The organism is Actinosynnema pretiosum (assembly GCF_002354875.1).
GTDB lineage: Bacteria > Actinomycetota > Actinomycetes > Mycobacteriales > Pseudonocardiaceae > Actinosynnema > Actinosynnema auranticum.
Map to the genome: position 1 here is coordinate 2,507,788 of NZ_CP023445.1, position 18,523 is coordinate 2,526,310.

An 18,523-nucleotide genomic window follows, 5' to 3' on the forward strand; every position below is an offset into this window, starting at 1 on the left:
CGGGGGTGCTCCGGGCGATTGGCTGTGCCGGTGATCGAAGTGCGTGAGCTGACCAAGCGCTACGGCGCGACGAGAGCGGTCGACGGCCTGAGCTTCACCGTGCCGCCCGGCCTGGTGACCGGGTTCCTCGGCCCGAACGGCGCGGGCAAGTCCACCACCATGCGCGTGGTCCTGGGCCTTGACCGCCCCACCTCGGGCGAGGCGCTGATCGGCGGCAGCCGGTACGCCGACCTGCCCCGGCCGCTGCACCGGGTGGGCGCGCTGCTCGACGCCGGTGACGCCCACCCCGGCCGCGCGGCCCGCGACCACCTGCGCGTGCTGGCCAGGAGCAACGGCATCGGCGACCGCAGGGTGGACGAGCTGCTGGAGCGGGTCGGGCTGGGCTCGGTGGCGGGCAGGCGGGTGGGCGCGCTGTCGCTGGGTATGCGGCAGCGGCTGGGCGTCGCGGCGGCGCTGCTCGGGGACCCGGAGGTGCTGCTGTTCGACGAGCCGGTGAACGGGCTCGACCCGGAGGGCATCCGCTGGATCCGGGGGCTGATGCGGGGCTTGGCGGCGGAGGGCAGGGCGGTGCTGGTGTCGAGCCACCTGATGGGCGAGATGGCGCTGACCGCGGACCGGGTGGTCGTGGTCGGGCGGGGCAGGCTGGTGCTGGAGGGGCCGGTGTCGGAGCTGGTGGGCCGGGCGCGGCGCGAGGTGCTGGTGCGCGCCCCGGAGCCCGGCGGGCTGGTGGCGGCGCTGGAGCGGGCGGGCGGCGAGGTCGTCGCCGAGGGGGAGCGGTGGGTGGTGCGCGGGCTGGACGCGCCCGCCGTCGCCGGGATCGCGCACGCCGAGGGGGTGCTGCTGCACGAGCTGACGCCGCGCGGCGCGTCCCTGGAGGAGGCGTACCTGGAGCTGACCGAGTCCGTCGTGCGGCACCGCGCCGAGGGGGTGGCGGCGTGACCGCGCTGCTGTCGTCCGAGTGGCTCAAGCTCCGCACGGTCCGCTCCACGGCGGTGCTGCTCGCCGTGCTCGCCGCGGCCCTGCTGGGGGGCGCCGCGATCGCCTACCTGATGACCGCCGACTGGGACCACGCCTCGCCCGAGGTGCGGCTGCGGTTCGAGGCCGCCGACCCGGCGCTGCCGGTGGTCCCCATCGGCCAGTTCTGCCTGGGCGTGCTGGGCGCGCTGGCCATCACCGCCGAGCACGGCGGCGGCATGATCCGCCCGGCGCTGGTGGCCGTGCCGCGCAGGGGCGCGTTCCTGGCGGCGAAGACGGCGGTGGTGGCCGCGACCGCGACCGCCCTCGCGCTGCTGCTGTCGGTGGCCGCGACCGGGCTGGGGGAGTGGATCACCGGGGACCGGCCCGCGCCGATCGCGGCGTTCCCCGAGCTGTCCGACGCGTGGCCGACGGTGCTGGCGAACGCGCTGGTCATGGCGGTGTCGGCGCTGGTCGGTCTCGGCCTCGGCTTCGCCGTGCGCTCCAGCGCGGGCGCGCTGACCACCCTGTCGGTGCTCCAGTTCGTCATCCCGACCGCGTCCCTGCTGCTGCCCGCGCCGTGGAACGAGCACGTCTACGGCACCAGCCTGGCCGCGCTGGCCCCCCAGCTCGCGGGCACCCAACCCGACCCGCTGCTGTCCCCGTGGGGCGCGGGGCTGGCGGTGGCGCTGCACGCGGTCCTCGCGCTGGGGGCGGGCGCGGTGGTGCTGCTGCGCCGCGACGCCTGACGGCCGGCCGCCCGGCGCGCGCGGCTACGGTGGCGGTCGTGCCCGAATTCGCCCTTGGTCTCGCCGCGCTGGGCAGGCCCGCCTACATCAACCTCGGCCGCGACGGCGCGCTCCCCGCCACCAGGGACGTCGACTCCATGCGCGCCGCCTGCCACGCCGTCCTCGACGCCGCGCACGCCGCCGGGGTGCGCCGGGTCGACGCCGCCCGCTCCTACGGCCTGTCGGAGAGCTTCCTGTCCGAGTGGCTCGCCGAGCGCGGGCACGACGACGTGGTCGTCTCCAGCAAGTGGGGGTACGCCTACGTCGCCGACTGGCGCGCCGACGCCGACGTGCACGAGGTCAAGGAGCACTCGCTGTCGCGCTTCACCCGGCAGTGGGAGGAGACCTCGGCCCTGATCGAGCCCTCCCGCTACCTGGTGCACTCGCTCACGGCGGACAGCCCGCTGTTCGACGACCCGGCCCTGCTCGACGCCCTCGGCGCCCTGCGCGCGCGGGACGTGCGGGTCGGCTTCTCCACCACCGGCCCGCGCCAGGCCGACACCGTCCGCCGCGCGCTCGCCCTGGAGGTCGACGGGCAGCCGCTGTTCACCGTCGTGCAGTCCACCTGGAACGCCCTGGAGCGCTCGGCGGGCCAGGCCCTGGCCGAGGCGTCGGCGGCGGGCTTCGAGGTGTACGTCAAGGAGGGCGTGGCCAACGGCCGCCTCGCCGTCCGACCGCCGGCCGCGCTGCGGGATCTGGCGCGCGAGCTCGACGCGACCCCGGACGCCGTCGCGCTCGCCCTCGTCGCGGCCCAGCCGTGGGCCGACGTGGTCCTGTCCGGCGCCGCGAGCACCGACCAGCTGCACGCCAACCTGCGCGCCACCGCCCTGGACGTGCCCGCCGACGCCCTCGACGAACTCGTCGAACCGGCCGAGCAGTACTGGTCCACGCGCGGCTCGCTCGCCTGGACCTGAGCGGCGGGGCCCGCCACCCGGCCGTCCCGACCCGGTGACCGACCGGCTCACCGGGTCGGGCCCCGCTCACCCCACTTCCGGCCGAGAGCCACCTCCGGAAGCGAACCACCGCCGCACGAGCGCCCGCCCGTCCGGCACCACCGCCCACTCCGGGTCCGCCACCAGCTCCCGCACCCGTGCGAGCGGCACCCACCCGCCCCAGGCCACTTCCTCCGGCTGGTGGGTGAACGGCCCGTCGGACCGCGCCAGGTAGACGTGCGCGACGTACCGGATGCTCCCGTCCTCGAACGGCGCCCGGAACAGGAACTCCACCGGCGCCGACACCCCCAGCTCCTCCCGCAGCTCCCGCCGCGCGCACTCCTCCGGCGACTCCCCGTCCGCGATCACCCCGCCGCACGTCGGGTCGTGCAGACCGGGGTACACGTCCTTGGTGTCGGTCCGCCGGTGCACGTACACCCGCTCGCCGTCCCCCGACAGCACCACGATCGCCGCGCACGAGTGCCACAAACCCTCCGCGCGGACCCGCTCCCGCGTCGCGCGCCCCACCACTGCCCCGTCCGGGTCAACCAGCGCCACCAGCTCCACCCGCCGATCCTCCCCGAGGACTACCCGCCACGGCACCCCGGTCGTACACCCGCCCGCGACCCCGGACCGATGCCCGCGCGCCCCCGCCGCCACGAGACTTCCGGCAGGCCGGGACCGACCGGCCGACGCGTCCCGAGGAGGACCGAAGTGCCCACGTCCCTGCGGCTCGCCATCGCCGAGCTGCGCGCGCACCCCGGCAGGGCGGTGCTGCCCGCCGTCGCCCTGCTCGTCGGCGTCGCCTGCCTGCTGGCGACCCTGCTCCTCAGCGACGCCATGGCGCGCTCGGCCGTCGAGGGCGCCCGCGCCCTGCCGGCAGGCACCGACCTCGTCGTCCTGCCCGAGCCCTTCAGCGGCGCCAGGCTCGACCAGGCCATGGCCGACCGGATCGCCGCCGTCCCCGGCGTGCGCGAGGTCGTGCCCGAGCGGCGCGTCGAGCTGGACCTGCTCCTCGACGGGGGCCGCGCCACCGAGGAGCGCACCGTCGCCGACGTCGACCCGGACGGCTCCGTCGCCCTCGCCCAGGGCCGCCCGCCCGCCGCCGACGGCGAGATCGCGGTCGACCGGGTCACCGCCCACCGCCACCACCTCGTCGCGGGCGGCCTCGTCTCCATCGCCGACGCGAACGGCCGCCCCATCCAGGTCGTCGTCAGCGGCATCACCGAGCGCGGCGCCACCGCGGGCTCACCCACCGCCTCGATCGGCCCCGACCTCGCCGCGCGCGTCGACCCCCGGCCCGCCACCACCGCGCTCGCCGTCCGGGGCGGCGCGCTCGACGCCGTCGACCAGGCCGCCGGGCCCACCGCCGTCACCCGCACCGCCGCCGCCGTCACCGCCGAGCGCGGCGACGCCACCGAGCTGTGGGTGATGCTCCTGCCGTTCAGCCTGCTCGCGCTCGCCACCGCCGTGTTCGTCGCCTCGGCGACCTTCCGCGCCGTCTACCTCCAGCGCCAGCGCACCACCGCCCTGCTCCGCTGCCTCGGCGCGCTCCGGGGCCCGCTGCTCACCGCCAACCTGCTGGAGGCCCTGCTCAGCGGCGCCCTGGCCGGTCTCGCGGGCGCCCTGCTCTCCGGACCGCTCGCCCACGCGCTCGGCGCGGTGATGGACGGCGCCGGCCTGTCCGAGATGTTCGGCGCGGTCGACCTCGACCCGGCGGCCCTGCCCTCGCCCACCTACCTGCTGATCGGCGTCGTCACCGCCGCCGCGCTCAGCGCCGTGGCCGCGCTGCGCCCGTCGCTGTCCGCCGCCCGCGTCGCCCCGCTCGCCGCCCTGCGCACCGCCGACGGCACCATCGCCGTGCCCAGGCTGCGCAGGCGCCTGCTCGGCGGCGCGCTGCTCGTGGCCGCCGTCGCGCTCGGCGCGGGCGCCCTCGTGCTGCGGCAGTCCAGCGCCGCCGTCTTCCTCGTGCTCTGCTCGTCGCTGTGCGCCGCCGCCGCCCTGTTCGGCGTGTTCGGCCCGGTGGTCGTGCCCGCCCTCAGCCGCGTCTTCGGCGCGGTCGCCACCCGCCTCGGCGGGCCGCCGGAGGCCAGGGCGCAGTGGAAGCTCGCCACCGCCGAGGTCCGCCGCGTCCCGCAGCGCGCCGCCTCGGTCGCCCTGCCGCTGCTGCTCGCCTCGGCCATGGTCAGCTTCTTCGCCGTCACCGCGGGCACCACGCAGGCCGCGCTCGACGGGTTCGCCGAGGTCCGCCCGGACGCCCAGGTCGCCGACACCGGCCGCAGGCCCCTGCCACCCGAGGCCGTCGCCGCCGCCGAGAACGGACCCGGCGTGCGCGCCACCGTCCCGGTCACCGTCACCGAGGGCGCCTGGAGCGCGAACGGCGCCCCCGCCAGGGCCACGGTCATGCTCGCCGACCCCACCCGGATGCGCGACTGGCTCGCCACCGAGGGCGTCACCGCCGAGCTCGGCCCCGGCGACGTCCTGCTCGCCTCCCACACCGCGAACAACCTCGGCGTCCAGCGCGGCGACACCGTCACCCTCACCGACCTGCCCGGCGGCCCCCGCACCGCCCGCTTCACCGACGTCGTCGACGGCGGCCTGCTCAACTACGCCGACGCCGTCTTCGGCACCCCGGACCCCGAAGGGGTGACGCGGGTCCTCGTCTCGCTCCGGGACGGCGCCGACCCGGCCGCCTACCGGACCGCCGTCACCGCGGCCCTGCCCGACCTCCCCACCACCCTGACCACCACCGCGAACAACTGGGACGCCGAGGCCCAGGAGGCCCTCGACCAGGGCCTGACCCTCCTCCTGGTGCTGATGGGCCTGTCCGTCGCGGTCGCCGTCACCGGCATCGGCACCGCCCTCACCATCTCCGTGCAGGAGCGCCGCAAGGAGCTCGCGCTGCGCCGCGCGCTGGGCGTGACCAGGGGCGGGCTGCTCGGCGGCGTCCTGGCCGAGGCCGTCCTGCTCGCCCTCACCGGCCTGCTCGGCGGCGGCCTCTTCGGCACCTTCTACGCCGAACTGCTGCTCGCGGGCCTCGGCGTCCTGGTCTGGCCGTCGGCGGCCGTCGCCCCGCTGCTGGTCGGCGGCTCCGCCGTCCTCGCCCTCGCCGTGCTGTCCGCGCTCGCCCCCGCCCGTTCGGCGGCCCGAATCCGCCCGGCGGCGGGCCTGTCCTCGGGGTGAGAAACCGGCTCGTCCACCGGCACGCGGGGCTCGTCACGCCGTAGGCTGCGGGGTATGCGGCGGATCATGGGAACGGAAGTCGAGTACGGCATCGCTGTGCCGGGTGACGCCACCGCGAACCCGGTGCTCACCTCCACCCAGGTGGTGCTGGCGTACGCGGCAGCCGCCGACGTGCCACGGGCCCGGCGCGCCCGCTGGGACTACGAGGTCGAGTCCCCGCTGCGCGACGCGCGGGGCTTCGACCTCGGCCACCCCGGCGGGCACCCCGGTCCCGGCGACGGCGACGTGGAGGACCTGGGCGCGGCCAACGTCATCCTGACCAACGGGGCCAGGCTGTACGTCGACCACGCCCACCCCGAGTACTCGGCGCCCGAGGTCACCAACGCCCGCGACGCGGTCATCTGGGACAAGGCGGGGGAGCGGGTCATGGAGGAGGCGGCCATGCGCGCCGCCACCGTCCCCGGCCAGCCGCGCCTCCAGCTCTACAAGAACAACGTGGACGGCAAGGGCGCCAGCTACGGCACCCACGAGAACTACCTGATGCAGCGCAGCACCCCGTTCACCTCGGTGATCGCCGGCCTCACCCCGTTCTTCGCGTCCCGCCAGGTGATCACCGGCTCCGGCCGGGTCGGCGTCGGCGCGTCGGGCGAGGAGGCCGGGTTCCAGCTCTCCCAGCGCGCCGACTACATCGAGGTCGAGGTCGGCCTGGAGACCACGCTCAAGCGCGGCATCATCAACACCCGCGACGAGCCGCACGCCGACGCCGACAAGTACCGCAGGCTGCACGTCATCATCGGCGACGCGAACCTGGCCGAGTACTCCACGTACCTCAAGGTCGGCACCGCCTCCCTCGTGCTCGACATGATCGAGGCCGGTCGCCGCTTCGACGACCTGCGGCTGCTCGACCCGGTGCGCGCCGTGCACCGCATCAGCCACGACCCCACCCTCAAGGCCGGCGTGGAGCTGGCGGGCGGGCGCAAGTTCACCGGGCTCGACCTCCAGTTCGCCTACTACGAGCGGGCCTGCGAGTTCGTCGAGAAGGAGGGCTACGGCGACCGGGACGTGCTGCGCACCTGGGGCGAGGTCCTGGACGCGCTGGCCCGCGACCCGCAGGAGTGCGCCGACCGCCTCGACTGGGTGGCCAAGCTGCGCCTGCTGGAGGGCTACCGCGCCCGCGACGGCCTGGCCTGGGGCTCGCCCCGGCTGCACCTGGTCGACCTCCAGTACTCGGACGTGCGGCTGGACAAGGGCCTGTACAACCGGCTCGTCGCGCGCGGCTCGATGAAGCGCCTGGTCAGCGAGGAGGAGGTGCGCGAGGCCGTGTTCACCCCTCCGGAGGACACCAGGGCGTACTTCCGGGGCCGCTGCCTGGAGCGCTACCCGAGCGCCGTCGCCGCGGCCTCCTGGGACTCGGTGATCTTCGACCTGGGCCGCGAGTCCCTGGTCCGCATCCCCACCCTCGAACCCCTGCGCGGCACGAAGGCGCACGTCGGAGCCCTGCTGGAGGCCGCCGACACCGCCGAGGAGCTGGTGGACGCGCTCACCAGGGGCTGATCACCAGACCCGAAGCGAGGCGTTGGCCACAAGTACAAGGACCAAAGCGGTGGAGCCGCAGCACGGGATCGCGGTGCGGCCGGATGGTGGTCTCGCGCTGCTTCGCAACGCGGACGTCGAATGTCAGTCCCGGTCGGTAGTGTTGACCGGGCAGGACCCGAGGACCGGGGAGGTCGGCATGGCCCAGGAACAGGTTCAGCGGCAGGGCGGCGGCGACGGCGACGACGGCGGTGACGCCGCGGCGGCTGCCGGTCAGGAGCGCCGCGAGAAGCTCGGCGAGGACGTCGACGCCATCCTCGACGAGATCGACGACGTGCTGGAGGAGAACGCGGAGGACTTCGTCCGCGCGTACGTGCAGAAGGGCGGCGAGTGACGGCCGCCGGTCACCTCTGCCGGTAGCCAGCACGAGCCTGCGGGACAGGAGAAGAAACAGCACATGGACAACAGCTCGACCGGGCGCTACCCGGCCGCGTCGCTGCCCCCGGCCTACCTCAGGCCGGGGTCTTCGTCGTTCACCGACTTCCTCCGCGCGCAGGCGCCCGAGCTCCTGCCCACCGCGCGGTCCTTCCCCGAGGGGAGCGTCGTGCAGGCGGCCCACGGCACCACGATCGTCGCGCTGACCTTCAAGGGCGGCGTGGTCATCGCGGGAGACCGGCGCGCCACCATGGGCAACGTCATCGCCCAGCGCGACATGAAGAAGGTCTTCGTCACCGACGACTACTCGGCGGTGGGCATCGCGGGCACCGCGGGCATCGCGATCGAGATCGTGCGGCTGTTCGCGGTCGAGCTGCGGCACTACGAGAAGATCGAGGGCGTCTCGCTGTCCCTGGACGGCAAGGCCAACCGCCTCTCCGGCATGGTCAAGGGCAACCTGGACGCCGCGCTGGCCGGTCTCGCCGTCGTGCCGCTGTTCGTCGGCTACGACACCGACGCCGCGGACCCCGACCGGGCGGGCCGGATCGTCTCCTACGACGTGACCGGCGCCAGGTTCGAGGAGACCCTCGGCTACCAGTCGGTCGGCTCGGGCTCGCTGTTCGCCAAGTCGGCCCTGAAGAAGCTCTACGACCCCGACGCGGACGCCGACGCGGCCGTGCGCGCGGCCGTCGAGGCCCTCTACGACGCGGCCGACGACGACTCGGCCACCGGCGGCCCCGACCTGGTCCGCCGCATCTTCCCGGTGGTCGTCACGGTCACCGCCGAAGGCGCGGCCCACCTGCCCGAGGAGCGCACCTCGGCCATCGCCGAGACCGTCGTCGAGGGCCGCCGCGCCCGCCCGGCGGGCTGAGCCGTGCCCCCCGTGTTGTCCGCCCGAGTCCAGGAGCCGCACCAGTGACGATGCCGTTGTACGCCTCACCCGAGCAGATCCTGCGGGACCGCTCGGAGTACGCGAGGAAGGGCATTTCCAGGGGCCGCAGCGTCGTCGTGCTCAGGTACGCCGACGGCGTGCTGTTCGTGGCCGAGAACCCGTCGAGCACCCTGCACAAGGTCTCCGAGATCTACGACCGCATCGGCTTCGCCGCGGTGGGCCGCTACAGCGAGTTCGAGAACCTGCGCCAGGCGGGCATCCGCTTCGCCGACGTGCGCGGCTACCAGAACGACCCGCGCGACGTGACGGGCCGCTCCCTGGCGAACGTCTACGCCCAGACCCTCGGCTCCATCTTCACCGAGCAGATCAAGCCCCTGGAGGTGGAGATCTGCGTGGCCGAGGTCGGTCACACCCCGGAGCACGACACCCTCTACCGGCTGACCTACGACGGTTCGATCGTGGAGGAGCCGCAGCACGCCGTGATGGGCGGCCAGGCCGAGACGACGGCGACCGCCCTGAAGGAGGCCTACGAGGAGGGCCTGTCCCTGGCGGCGGCGCTCCGCGTGGCCGTGAAGGCCCTCAGCGCGGGCTCGGCGTCCACCGGCAACGGCAAGCCGGACCTCCTGGAGGCCGCGAACCTGGAGGCCGCGGTCCTGGAGCGCGACCGCCCGAGGCGCGCGTTCCGCAGGCTCAAGGGCGCCGCCCTGGCCGCACTGCTCCAGGACGCCCCGTCGGACGACGCGGGCGCGGACGCCGAGAAGAAGCCCGCCAACGACGGCAACCTCCCCCCGAACGACGACAAGTCCTGACCCCGCGACACCCCCGAGGCCGCCCCGCGCCACCACGCGAGGGGCGGCCTCGGCGCGTCCGCGCTCACCCCTGAGCCGTGGGCCGCACCACGATCTCCCCGACGTCGACCCCGTCCGGCTGCCCGATGGCGTAGGCGATCGCCTCGGCCACCGCGCTCGGCGGCATGGCCACGTCCTCGCCCAACGCCCGCAACCCCTCCCGAGCCGCCGGGCTGGTGACGTGCTCGGCGAACGAGGTGGCCGTGAACCCCGGCGACACCACGGTGACCCGCAACCGCTCCCCGGCCTCCTGCCGCAACCCCTCGGAAAACGTCCGAACCGCGGCCTTGGTGGCCGAGTACACCGCCTGAGCGGGCACGACCCGGTGCGCGGCAGTGGACGCGACGTGCACGAAGTGCCCCCGCCCCTGGGCCCGGAACACCGGCAACGCCGCAGCCACCCCGTGCAGCACCCCCTTCAGGTTCGTGTCGACCATGGCCTCCCAGTCGTCCACCCGAAGCTCGTCCACCGCGGAAACCGGCATCACCCCCGCGTTCGCGACCAGCACGTCCACCCCGCCGAACCGCTCCACCGCAACCCGGACCATCTCCCGCACATCCTCCCGCCGCCGCACGTCCACGGCCACCGCGACCGCCTCCCCACCCCGCCCCCGAACCCCTTCCGCGACCTCCTCGGCCCGCTCACCCCGCCGAGCCCCGAGCACCACCCGAGCCCCGAGCCCCCCGAGCACCCGAGCCGCAGCCGCCCCGATCCCGCTCCCAGCCCCCGTGATGACGACGACCTTGCCCGCAACCCGCTCACCGCTGACCGACAATGGACCCTCCAGACAGAGAACAGCCACATGTAAGAGACCTCTTACACCCTCCAATGTAAGAGGCCTCTCACACCGTTGTCCAGCGCGTTGAGGAGCACCCCGTGGCCAAGCGCCCGACCTACCACCACGGCGACCTGCGATCGGCCCTGGTGGACGCCGGTCTGGCCCTGGTAGCGGAAGGCGGCGTGGCGTCCCTCTCCGTAGCCGAGGCCGCCCGCCGCACCGGCGTGAGCCCAGCCGCCCCGTACCGCCACTTCCCAACACGGGACGACCTGCTCACCGCAGTGGCAACCAGACTGGCAACCCTCCTGGCAGAGGAACTGCGCCAGGCCACCACCCCGCTGCCCACCCCGGAAGCCCGCCTGGCCGCAGCCGCAGGCGCCTGCGCCCTGCTGACCGCCCGCTACCGGGTGGGAATCGACCTGATCTTCGCCGAGGACCTCAGGTCACGCGCGGACCAAGACCTGGCAGAGGCAGGCAGGGCGGTGATCGACCTGCTCCTGCCCGACGCCCTCACCACCACCGGCACCCCGGAGGCAGCCCTCTCCCTCCTGGAAAAACTGGTGGCAACCGCACACGGCCACGGAGTCCTGCTCCTCACCGGCTTCGCCCGCCGCTTCGTCCCGGACGAGGCAGCACTGGTCGCCTCGGCAACCGAGTCGGCGGCCATCCTGATCAGGGCAGCCCACACCTGACCACCAACGGACCCACGCCACCAAACAGGCCCACGCCACCGAACAAGCCCTACGCACTCGCCAGCCACCGCACTCGCAGACTGACCACCAACGATCCACCCGCACTAACGGACTGACCGCTTCGCGGGCTGCGGGGCGAGCGCAGCGAGCCCGCAGCAAAGCCACCCGCGTCCCTCTTTCCCGTTTGGCCTGGCGAAGCCCGAGCGCGCTTGTCAAGATGCCGCCGCACCGCCACGGCAGACCGCCCGAGTCATACGGCGTCTTGACGAGCGTGCTTGCCTGAAAGGAGGCCAAACGGGAAAGAGGGACCCGGACCACCGCAGGGGTACAACCGGACCACCCACGAAAGCGTCACCGGCCGGCAGAGCCCTGTCCCCTCTTTTTTGGAGGTCTGCCCCGCCGGCGAGGCGTGCCTTTCAGCTTTTAGCCCTTCAGCCCCTGATCTCGCTCCCCCTCCCCCCCTCACCCCCTCCCCCCTCACCCCCGCCCCGACAACCGCTGCACCACCCCAACCCGTGACCGAACCCCGAGCTTGGTGAACACCCGAGCCAGATGCGCCTCAACCGTCTTGGCCGACAACGACAACCGCTCAGCGATCTCCCGATTCGTCAACCCCTCCGCGACCAACCGGGCAACCTCCCGCTCCCGCCCGGACAACGACTCCACGGTCCCCACCGCTTCGGGCCGCCGGGGCCGGGGCGCCCGAGCCCCCAACCGCGATTCCCCAGCCCGAACCCGCCCCGACAACCACAAAGCCCCACAAGCCGAATACCCGCTCTTGGCCCGCCCGTAGGCCGCCCGAGCAGCCTCAAAATCCCCAGCCGCGGCCAACGACGCAGCCGCCCGGTCATGCCCCAGCGCAACCTGCAACGGCGCCCCGGCCTCCCCGAACCGCTCCACCGCCACCCCGGCCTCGTCCACCGACTCGGCCAGCCGCCCACAGGCCGCCAACACCCCGGCCCGCGCCAACGCGGCCTCCCCGCGCTGGAACGCGATCCCCAACTCCTCGGCCACCCGAACCGCGTGCTCGGCCAACCCCAACGCCTCGTTCCACGCCCCACCCCCGGCCTTGGCCACCGCCAGCACCCCGCACCACCGCACCGCCGCCAACCCGCGCCCCCGCGAGCTGCCGACCCCGACGTACCGCCCGGCCAGTTCCCCGGCCCGCCGCAGCTCCCCGGCGTGCAGCAGCGCCGACGCGATCGCCGAGTCCGCCTCCCTGGCCCACCACCCGGACCGTGGCCGCCCCTCCTCCGCCAGGTCCAGGGCGGCCGTGGGCCCCCGCCGCCACAGCACCGGCTCGATCTGCGCGGCCACCGCCATCGCCGCGAGCTCAGGACTCCCCAGCGCCACGGCGTCCTCGTGCGCCTTCTCAGCCGTCTCCGAGGCCTTCACCAGCTCCCCGCCCCACGCCGCGCAGTCGGCCACCACCACCCGCAGGTACGGCCGCACGTGCGCCCGCCCGGTGGCCAGCGCGATCTCCTCCCCCCGCCGCAGGTGCCGCTCGGCCTCCTCCCGAGCCCCGAGCCGCAGCTCCAACCACCCCAGCGGCGGCAGCACGTGCAGGTGGTCCCGCAGCGCCGTGTCGGGCAGCCCGTCCACCAACCGCACCGCCGCCCGCGCCCACTCCCGCGCGGCCTCCGCGTCCCCGTCCTGCAACGCCGTCAACCCGACCAGCATCGACGCCGCGGCCTCCTGCCCCCGATCCCCCCGCTCCCGCCCGTCCACCACCGCCTCGCGCGCCAACTCCGAACACGCCCCGGTGTCCCCGCGCAGCACCTCGGTGGCGGCCAGCTCCACCAGCAGCGGCCCCCGCCCGCCCCCACCGACCTCACCACCGGCCCCGCCGCCCCCACCCGCCGCAAGCCCGCCCCCCGCAAGCCCAACCCCCGCGAGCTCGGCCTCCAACAGCGCCTTGGACTCGTCGAACCGCCCCAACAACCGATCCGCGACCGCGCTGAACCGCACCGCCTCCCGCCGATCCGGCCCGGCCACGTCCAGCACCCCGTGCAGGATCCGCCTGCTCTCCGGCAACCGCTCCGCCAGCCCGACCGCCCGCGCCAGCAGCACCCGCAGCCCGGCCGACCGCCCGTCCCCCTCGGGCAGCAGCTCCAACGCCGTCCGCAACCACCCCGCCGCACTGGCGGGCGCGCTGTCCATCGCCACCACCGCCGCGTCCACCAGCGTCCCCACCGCCACGTCGTCCCGCCGCGCCGCCCGACTCGTGTGGTGCGCCCGCAACGCCAACGACCCGCCGTGCGCCCGCAGGTGCTCCTCGGCCCGCCGGTGCGCCCCGATCCGCCAAGCGGGCCCCGCGGACTGGTAAGCCGCCGCCCGCACCAGCGGGTGCCGGAACCGGAACCGCCCGCCGACCGGCCGCAGCACCCCCAGCTCCGTCAGCTCGTCCACCGCCGCGAACACCTCGTCCTCGGGCATCCCCGCGACCGCGACCAGCAGCCCCACCTCGGCCGTGTCCCCCGCGACGGCCGCCGCGTGCGCCACCCGCAACCGGTCCGGCGCCAGGTCCCGCAGCTCCCCGGTCAGCAACGCCCCCAAGCGTCGGGGCAGGTCCTCCGGGTCCGTGTGCTCCCGGTCCAGCGCCCCCAGCGCCCGCTCGTCCAACCGCGCCAACGCGTCCAGGTACAGCGGGTTCCCCCCGCTGACCCGCGTCAACAGCTCCCGCCGCCGCGTTGGGACGTCCGGCAGCAGCACCGCCACGTCCCGCTCCACCAGCGGCCCCGGCGCCAACCGCACCACCTCCGCGCGGGTGCGCCCCAACGCCGAGGGCAACCCCGCCGGGACCTGGTGCCCCCGGTACGCCACCGCCACCACCAGCGGCGCCTCCGGCAGGTCCAGCAGCAGCGACTCCACCAGCTCCAACGACGCCTCGTCCGCCCAGTGCACGTCGTCCAGCAGCACCACCAGCCCCGACGGCCGCGCCCGCCTCCCGAGCGTGCGCCGCACCGCCCGGTGCAACCGGTACCGGTGCGCGCCCCCGCCCGCCCCCGCCTCGCCCGGAGCGCCCTCGGGCGTCAGCGAGTCCAGCAGCGCCTGCGTCGTGTCATCCGGCTTCAACCCGCCGAGCGCCTCCGCCACGATCCCGAACGGCACCCCGCGCTCGTACTCCCCGGCCCGCCCCGAGACCACCTCGAACGCCCGCTCCAGCGCTATCCGCGCGAGCTCGTCCAACAACACCGTCTTGCCGATGCCCGGCTCGCCGTGCACCTCCACCACCTGCGGCGACCCGGTCGCGGACGCGCGCGCCACGGCCTGCCGCAGCGCCTCGACCTCCCCGTCCCTGCCCGCTGCCGCCCGACCGGCGCCCACTGACCTACCCGCACCTTCCCGCCACCCGGAACCGCGACCACCGCCGAGCCTAGGGGCCGCGCCCGGCCCCGTCGATCAACCGCCCGCCCCCTCCCACGCCCCACCGACAACCCCCTGGGGAACCCTCAGGCCCGGCAGCCCACCGCCTCAAGCCCGGTAGATCCCCAACGCCGCAGGCCGAGCCCGGAACGAGAACCGCGACCCGGTGGGCCCGACCTCCCCGTCCGTCGCGATCGCCACCGACCGCCCCAGCACCCGCACGTCCAACCGCCGCGTCTCCATGTGCCGGTACGTCCGGCTCCGGTGCAACGACCCGAGCAGCGCGCCCAGGAAGAACCGGGTCCGCGACATCCTCGTGTCGGCCCGGATGAACCGCACGTCCATCAACCCCCGGTCCAGCGCGGGCCGGGTGGTCGGCGCGAACCCCTTCGGCCGGTACGGCCCGTTGCCCACGAACAGCATCCACACCAGGTGCGGCTCCCCGTTCAGCTCCACCCGCAGCGGCTTGGACGTCGCCAGCACCCGCCCCATCGCGATCGCCGCCGCGGGCCACTTGCCCCACCGGTGCTGCAACTTGTCCCGCAGCCGCACCATGTCCGGGTACCCGCCCAGGCTCGCCGTGTTCACGAACCACCTCGGGTCGCCCCCGTCGACCTGCACCGTCGACAAATCCACCACCACCCCGTCGCCCGCCGCGACCGCCCGAGCCGTGTCGTACAGCCCGGCCACGCCGACGTCGCGCGCGAAGTGGTTGAGCGACCCGGCGGGCACCAGCACCAGCGGCAACCGGTTCTCCGCCGCCACCGCCGCGACCGCCCCCACCGACCCGTCCCCGCCCGCGACGCCCAGCGCGCGCGGCCGGTGCTCCAGCACCGAGCCCAGCTCGTCGATCCCCACCAGGATCGCCTTCGGCCACTGCTCGGCGATCGCCTCGGACGGGTCCGCCGAGGTGAACCCGGCACTCGGGTTCACCACCACGACCAGCCCCTCGCCCTCCTCCAGGGCCTCCAGCGACGCGTGCTCCCTGGCCGACGCGGGCTCGTCGCGCCCCCGCGGCCACCACCTCCGGGTCAGCAGCCCCGCGCCCACCCCGACCGCCACGCCCGCCGCCACGTCCGACGGCCAGTGCACCCCGGTGTGCACCCGCGAGTAGGCCACCGCCGCCGCGATCGGGGCCACCGCGACCGCCGCGATCGGGTGATCCATGGCCACCGCCGTGGTGAACGCGGCGGCCGACGCCGAGTGCCCCGACGGGAACGAGGACGAGGTGGGCCGCTTGGTCAGCCTGCGCGGCACGTCCAGCAGGTCGGCGGCCGGCCTGCGGCGCGGGAACAGGGTCTTGCCGACCAGGTTCGCCGACGCGCTCGCCCCCGCGATCGCCGCGATCCCGCGCAGCGCAGCGTGCCTGCCCCTGCCCTTGCGCAGCGCGAGCGCGCCCGCCACCGCGAACCACAGCACGCTGTGGTTCGCGGTCTTCGTGAGCGCCTTCAGCCCCCGGTCCAACCGCGACGGCGGCAGGTCGGCGACGCGCTCCATCAGTGCCTGATCCAGTTGGTTCACCCGTCGGCGCACACCCGGAACGTTATCGGCGAACACGCCGCTCCGCCCGATTGGATCACTGGACGCGGGCCGGGATGCGCCTACTGTTGAGGGATGCAGCGGCGGATCTTCGGCATTGAGACTGAGTTCGGGGTGACCTGCACCTTCCACGGGCAGCGCAGGCTGTCCCCGGATGAGGTCGCGCGGTACCTGTTCCGCCGGGTCGTGTCCTGGGGCCGTTCGTCCAACGTCTTCCTGCGCAACGGCTCACGGCTCTACCTGGACGTCGGCTCGCACCCCGAGTACGCCACGGCGGAGTGCGACGACCTGGCCCAGCTCGTCAGCCACGACAAGGCGGGCGAGCGCATCCTGGAGGACCTGCTGGTCGACGCCGAGCGCAGGCTCGCCGACGAGGGCATCGGCGGCGACATCTTCCTGTTCAAGAACAACACCGACTCGGCGGGCAACTCCTACGGCTGCCACGAGAACTACCTCGTCGCCCGCGCGGGGGAGTTCTCCCGCATCGCCGACGTGCTGCTGCCGTTCCTGGTGACCCGCCAGCTGATCTGCGGCGCGGGCAAGGTGCTCCAGACCCCGCGCGGCGCGGTCTACTGCCTGTCCCAGCGCGCCGAGCACATCTGGGAGGGCGTCTCGTCGGCGACCACCCGGTCCCGGCCCATCATCAACACCCGCGACGAGCCGCACGCCGACGCCGAGCGCTACCGCAGGCTGCACGTCATCGTCGGCGACTCGAACATGTCCGAGGTGACCACGCTGCTCAAGGTGGGCAGCGCGAACCTGGTCCTGGAGATGATCGAGCAGGGCGTGCAGTTCCGGGACTTCAGCCTGGACAACCCGATCCGCGCCATCCGCGAGATCAGCCACGACCTGACCGGGCGGCGCACGGTCAAGCTGGCGGGCGGCAAGGAGGCGTCGGCGCTGGACATCCAGCGCGAGTACTACGAGCGGGCCGTGGAGCACGTGGCCAAGCGCTCGCCCGACCCGATGGCCGAGCGGGTGCTGGAGCTGTGGGGCCGCACGCTCGACGCGGTGGCCGCGCAGGACCTGTCGAAGATCGACCGCGAGATCGACTGGGCGATCAAGCACCGGCTGCTGGAGCGGTACCAGGCCAAGCACGACATGGACCTGTCGAACCCGCGCATCGCCCAGCTGGACCTGGCCTACCACGACATCCGGCGCGGGCGGGGGGTGTTCGACCTGCTCCAGCGCAAGGGGCAGGTGGAGCGGGTGACCGACGACGGCGAGATCGAGGCCGCGAAGGACACCCCGCCGCAGACCACGCGGGCGAAGCTGCGCGGCGACTTCATCGCGGCGGCGCAGGCGGCCGGGCGGGACTTCACGGTCGACTGGGTGCACCTGAAGCTGAACGACCAGGCGCAGCGGACGGTCCTGTGCAAGGACCCGTTCCGGGCGGTGGACGAGCGGGTGGAGCGGCTGATCGCGTCGCTCTAGGGATTGTGGGCCTGGCTCCGGCCCTGGCCCCGGCCCCGGTCCGGTCCCGGTCCCGGTTCCCGTCGCGGGCGCGCCGCCGCGACGGGACCGGGTGCGCCATGGTCTGCTGGGTCCTCGCTGTCGTCGGGACGTCAGGGGGGTCGCTGTGAGCGAGACGGTGCGGTTGGCGGTGCGCGCGGGCGTTCCGGTCGAGCGGGTGTGGCGGGCGCTGACCGAGCAGGCCGAGGTGCGGGCGTGGCTGGCCGAGGAGGCCGAGGTCGACCTGCCCACCCGCTTCACGTTCGGGGGACGGCAGTCGCCCGGCGGTGAGCAGCGGGTGCTCGCCGTGGTCGACGGCGCGGCGGGGGACCGGGGGCTCACCCTGGGGTGGGACGTCGGCGGCGAGCAGACCACGGTCGAGTTCCGATTGGTCGCGGAGGGTGGCAGCACGCAGGTGCACCTGGCGCAGAGCCACTTCCCCGGTTGGGAGGCGGCGGTCGCCGAGGAGGGCGTGCTGGCCTGGCTGTACACCTTCTGGGTGCTGGCCCTGTGCGACCTGGTCGACCACGTCGAGGGCCGCGAGGTGGGTCCGAGGCCGGACTTCACGCCGGGCCTGGCCGAGTTCCGCGCCGAGGTGCTGATCCGCGCGCCCCGCCCCGAGGTCGCGGCGTCCCTGGTGGAGCCGGAGCGCTACGAGCGCTGGTTCGGCGCCAAGGTCGACATCGAGCCCTGGCCGGGAGGCCGCTTCGCGATGGGCGGCTCCGATCTGGACCCGTCCCCCGGACAGGTGGCGGCGTACGAGCCCGACCGGATGATGCGCATCGCCTGGGGCCGCTCGACGCACACCTGGGAGCTGTCCGACGCCGAGGAGGGCACCACCCTGGTGGTCACCCAGTCCGGCTTCGACCCGGACCACCCACCGCACGGCGAGTGGTCCGGCTGGCTCGGCGGCCTGGCGGGCCTGCGCCGCTACCACGAACTGCCGAACACCCCACCGATCTGGCTCCCCGGCGACGTGCCCGGCCTCCCCGAGGGAATGCTCACCGACTAAGACCACGCCGCTCGCGGTCGGGGGCACCGCGCTGCTCGGGGTCGGGAGCACCGCGCTGCTCGCGATCGGGGACACCGCGTTGCTCAGGGTCGGGGACACCGCGCTGCTCGGGGTCGGGA

The 18,523-nt window shown here is 74.7% G+C and carries 15 protein-coding genes; 11 read left to right on the forward strand and 4 right to left on the reverse strand.

The annotated features are described in order from the left end of the window. Positions 1 to 30 precede the first annotated feature (30 nt). The 3 genes from CNX65_RS11365 to CNX65_RS11375 are packed head-to-tail and all read left to right on the forward strand — an operon-like array spanning position 31 to position 2,656. Positions 31 to 939, forward strand: a complete 909-nt coding sequence (locus tag CNX65_RS11365; protein ID WP_198320459.1) for an ATP-binding cassette domain-containing protein — start codon at positions 31 to 33, stop codon at positions 937 to 939. Further along, positions 936 to 1,703, forward strand: coding sequence for an ABC transporter permease (locus CNX65_RS11370; protein WP_096492753.1), 768 nt, complete (start codon positions 936 to 938; stop codon positions 1,701 to 1,703). Before CNX65_RS11365 ends, CNX65_RS11370 begins: the two co-directional genes overlap by 4 nt. Positions 1,704 to 1,741: 38 nt before the next feature. After that, positions 1,742 to 2,656 carry an aldo/keto reductase gene (locus CNX65_RS11375; protein WP_096497733.1) on the forward strand — a complete coding sequence of 305 codons (915 nt, stop codon included), beginning with the start codon at positions 1,742 to 1,744 and terminating at the stop codon, positions 2,654 to 2,656. A 66-nt stretch (positions 2,657 to 2,722) separates the two neighbouring features. On the opposite strand, the gene CNX65_RS11380 is transcribed toward CNX65_RS11375, so the two are convergent. Then, on the reverse strand, positions 2,723 to 3,241 hold the full coding sequence (locus CNX65_RS11380; protein WP_096492754.1) for an NUDIX hydrolase: 519 nt from the start codon (positions 3,239 to 3,241) through the stop codon (positions 2,723 to 2,725). A 147-nt stretch (positions 3,242 to 3,388) separates the two neighbouring features. On the opposite strand from CNX65_RS11380, the gene CNX65_RS11385 reads away from it, so the two are divergent. From CNX65_RS11385 to prcA, 5 genes are all read left to right on the forward strand, one after another. Beyond that, positions 3,389 to 5,857 carry an FtsX-like permease family protein gene (locus CNX65_RS11385; RefSeq protein WP_096492755.1) on the forward strand — a complete coding sequence of 823 codons (2,469 nt, stop codon included), beginning with the start codon at positions 3,389 to 3,391 and terminating at the stop codon, positions 5,855 to 5,857. Positions 5,858 to 5,911: 54 nt separating this feature from the next. Next, positions 5,912 to 7,411, forward strand: a complete 1,500-nt coding sequence (dop, locus tag CNX65_RS11390) for a depupylase/deamidase Dop (RefSeq protein ID WP_096492756.1) — start codon at positions 5,912 to 5,914, stop codon at positions 7,409 to 7,411. 178 nt (positions 7,412 to 7,589) lie between these two features. Further along, on the forward strand, positions 7,590 to 7,784 hold the full coding sequence (locus CNX65_RS11395; RefSeq protein ID WP_015801069.1) for a ubiquitin-like protein Pup: 195 nt from the start codon (positions 7,590 to 7,592) through the stop codon (positions 7,782 to 7,784). 63 nt (positions 7,785 to 7,847) lie between these two features. Further along, entirely contained in the window at positions 7,848 to 8,696 is an 849-nt protein-coding gene (gene prcB / locus CNX65_RS11400) for a proteasome subunit beta (protein WP_096492757.1), read from the forward strand. 44 nt (positions 8,697 to 8,740) lie between these two features. Continuing rightward, positions 8,741 to 9,526, forward strand: coding sequence for a proteasome subunit alpha (gene prcA, locus CNX65_RS11405; protein WP_096492758.1), 786 nt, complete (start codon positions 8,741 to 8,743; stop codon positions 9,524 to 9,526). A gap of 64 nt (positions 9,527 to 9,590) precedes the next feature. Here the strand turns inward: prcA and CNX65_RS11410 are convergent, their stop codons facing one another. Beyond that, the gene (locus CNX65_RS11410; protein ID WP_096492759.1) at positions 9,591 to 10,340 is read right to left on the reverse strand and encodes an SDR family oxidoreductase; all 750 of its coding nucleotides are present in this window, start codon (positions 10,338 to 10,340) and stop codon (positions 9,591 to 9,593) included. A 101-nt stretch (positions 10,341 to 10,441) separates the two neighbouring features. Between CNX65_RS11410 and CNX65_RS11415 the strand changes: the two genes are divergently transcribed. Next, entirely contained in the window at positions 10,442 to 11,035 is a 594-nt protein-coding gene (locus tag CNX65_RS11415; RefSeq protein WP_096492760.1) for a TetR/AcrR family transcriptional regulator, read from the forward strand. Between the two features lie 477 nt (positions 11,036 to 11,512). On the opposite strand, the gene CNX65_RS11420 is transcribed toward CNX65_RS11415, so the two are convergent. Further along, positions 11,513 to 14,362, reverse strand: a complete 2,850-nt coding sequence (locus CNX65_RS11420) for an ATP-binding protein (RefSeq protein ID WP_096492761.1) — start codon at positions 14,360 to 14,362, stop codon at positions 11,513 to 11,515. A 147-nt stretch (positions 14,363 to 14,509) separates the two neighbouring features. Continuing rightward, positions 14,510 to 15,898: a bifunctional phosphatase PAP2/diacylglycerol kinase family protein gene (locus tag CNX65_RS11425; RefSeq protein WP_177154418.1), complete on the reverse strand. Its 1,389-nt coding sequence runs from the start codon at positions 15,896 to 15,898 to the stop codon at positions 14,510 to 14,512. Between the two features lie 117 nt (positions 15,899 to 16,015). Here CNX65_RS11425 and pafA point away from each other — a divergent pair, with 117 nt between their 5' ends. Together pafA and CNX65_RS11435 are read left to right on the forward strand one after the other, a co-directional pair. Further along, positions 16,016 to 17,374 carry a Pup--protein ligase gene (gene pafA, locus CNX65_RS11430; RefSeq protein WP_096492763.1) on the forward strand — a complete coding sequence of 453 codons (1,359 nt, stop codon included), beginning with the start codon at positions 16,016 to 16,018 and terminating at the stop codon, positions 17,372 to 17,374. A gap of 145 nt (positions 17,375 to 17,519) precedes the next feature. After that, on the forward strand, positions 17,520 to 18,404 hold the full coding sequence (locus CNX65_RS11435) for an SRPBCC family protein (RefSeq protein ID WP_096492764.1): 885 nt from the start codon (positions 17,520 to 17,522) through the stop codon (positions 18,402 to 18,404). The last annotated feature ends 119 nt before the right edge of the window (positions 18,405 to 18,523 follow it).

What these genes read in the sequence shown, in the direction of transcription:
- prcB (WP_096492757.1), top strand. Translation starts at nt 7,848, where the DNA reads ATGGACAACAGCTCGACCGGGCGCTACCCGGCCGCGTCGCTGCCCCCG.
- CNX65_RS11395 (WP_015801069.1), top strand. Translation starts at nt 7,590, where the DNA reads ATGGCCCAGGAACAGGTTCAGCGGCAGGGCGGCGGCGACGGCGACGAC.
- dop (WP_096492756.1), top strand. Translation starts at nt 5,912, where the DNA reads ATGCGGCGGATCATGGGAACGGAAGTCGAGTACGGCATCGCTGTGCCG.
- pafA (WP_096492763.1), top strand. Translation starts at nt 16,016, where the DNA reads ATGCAGCGGCGGATCTTCGGCATTGAGACTGAGTTCGGGGTGACCTGC.
- CNX65_RS11425 (WP_177154418.1), bottom strand. Translation starts at nt 15,898, where the DNA reads ATGGAGCGCGTCGCCGACCTGCCGCCGTCGCGGTTGGACCGGGGGCTG.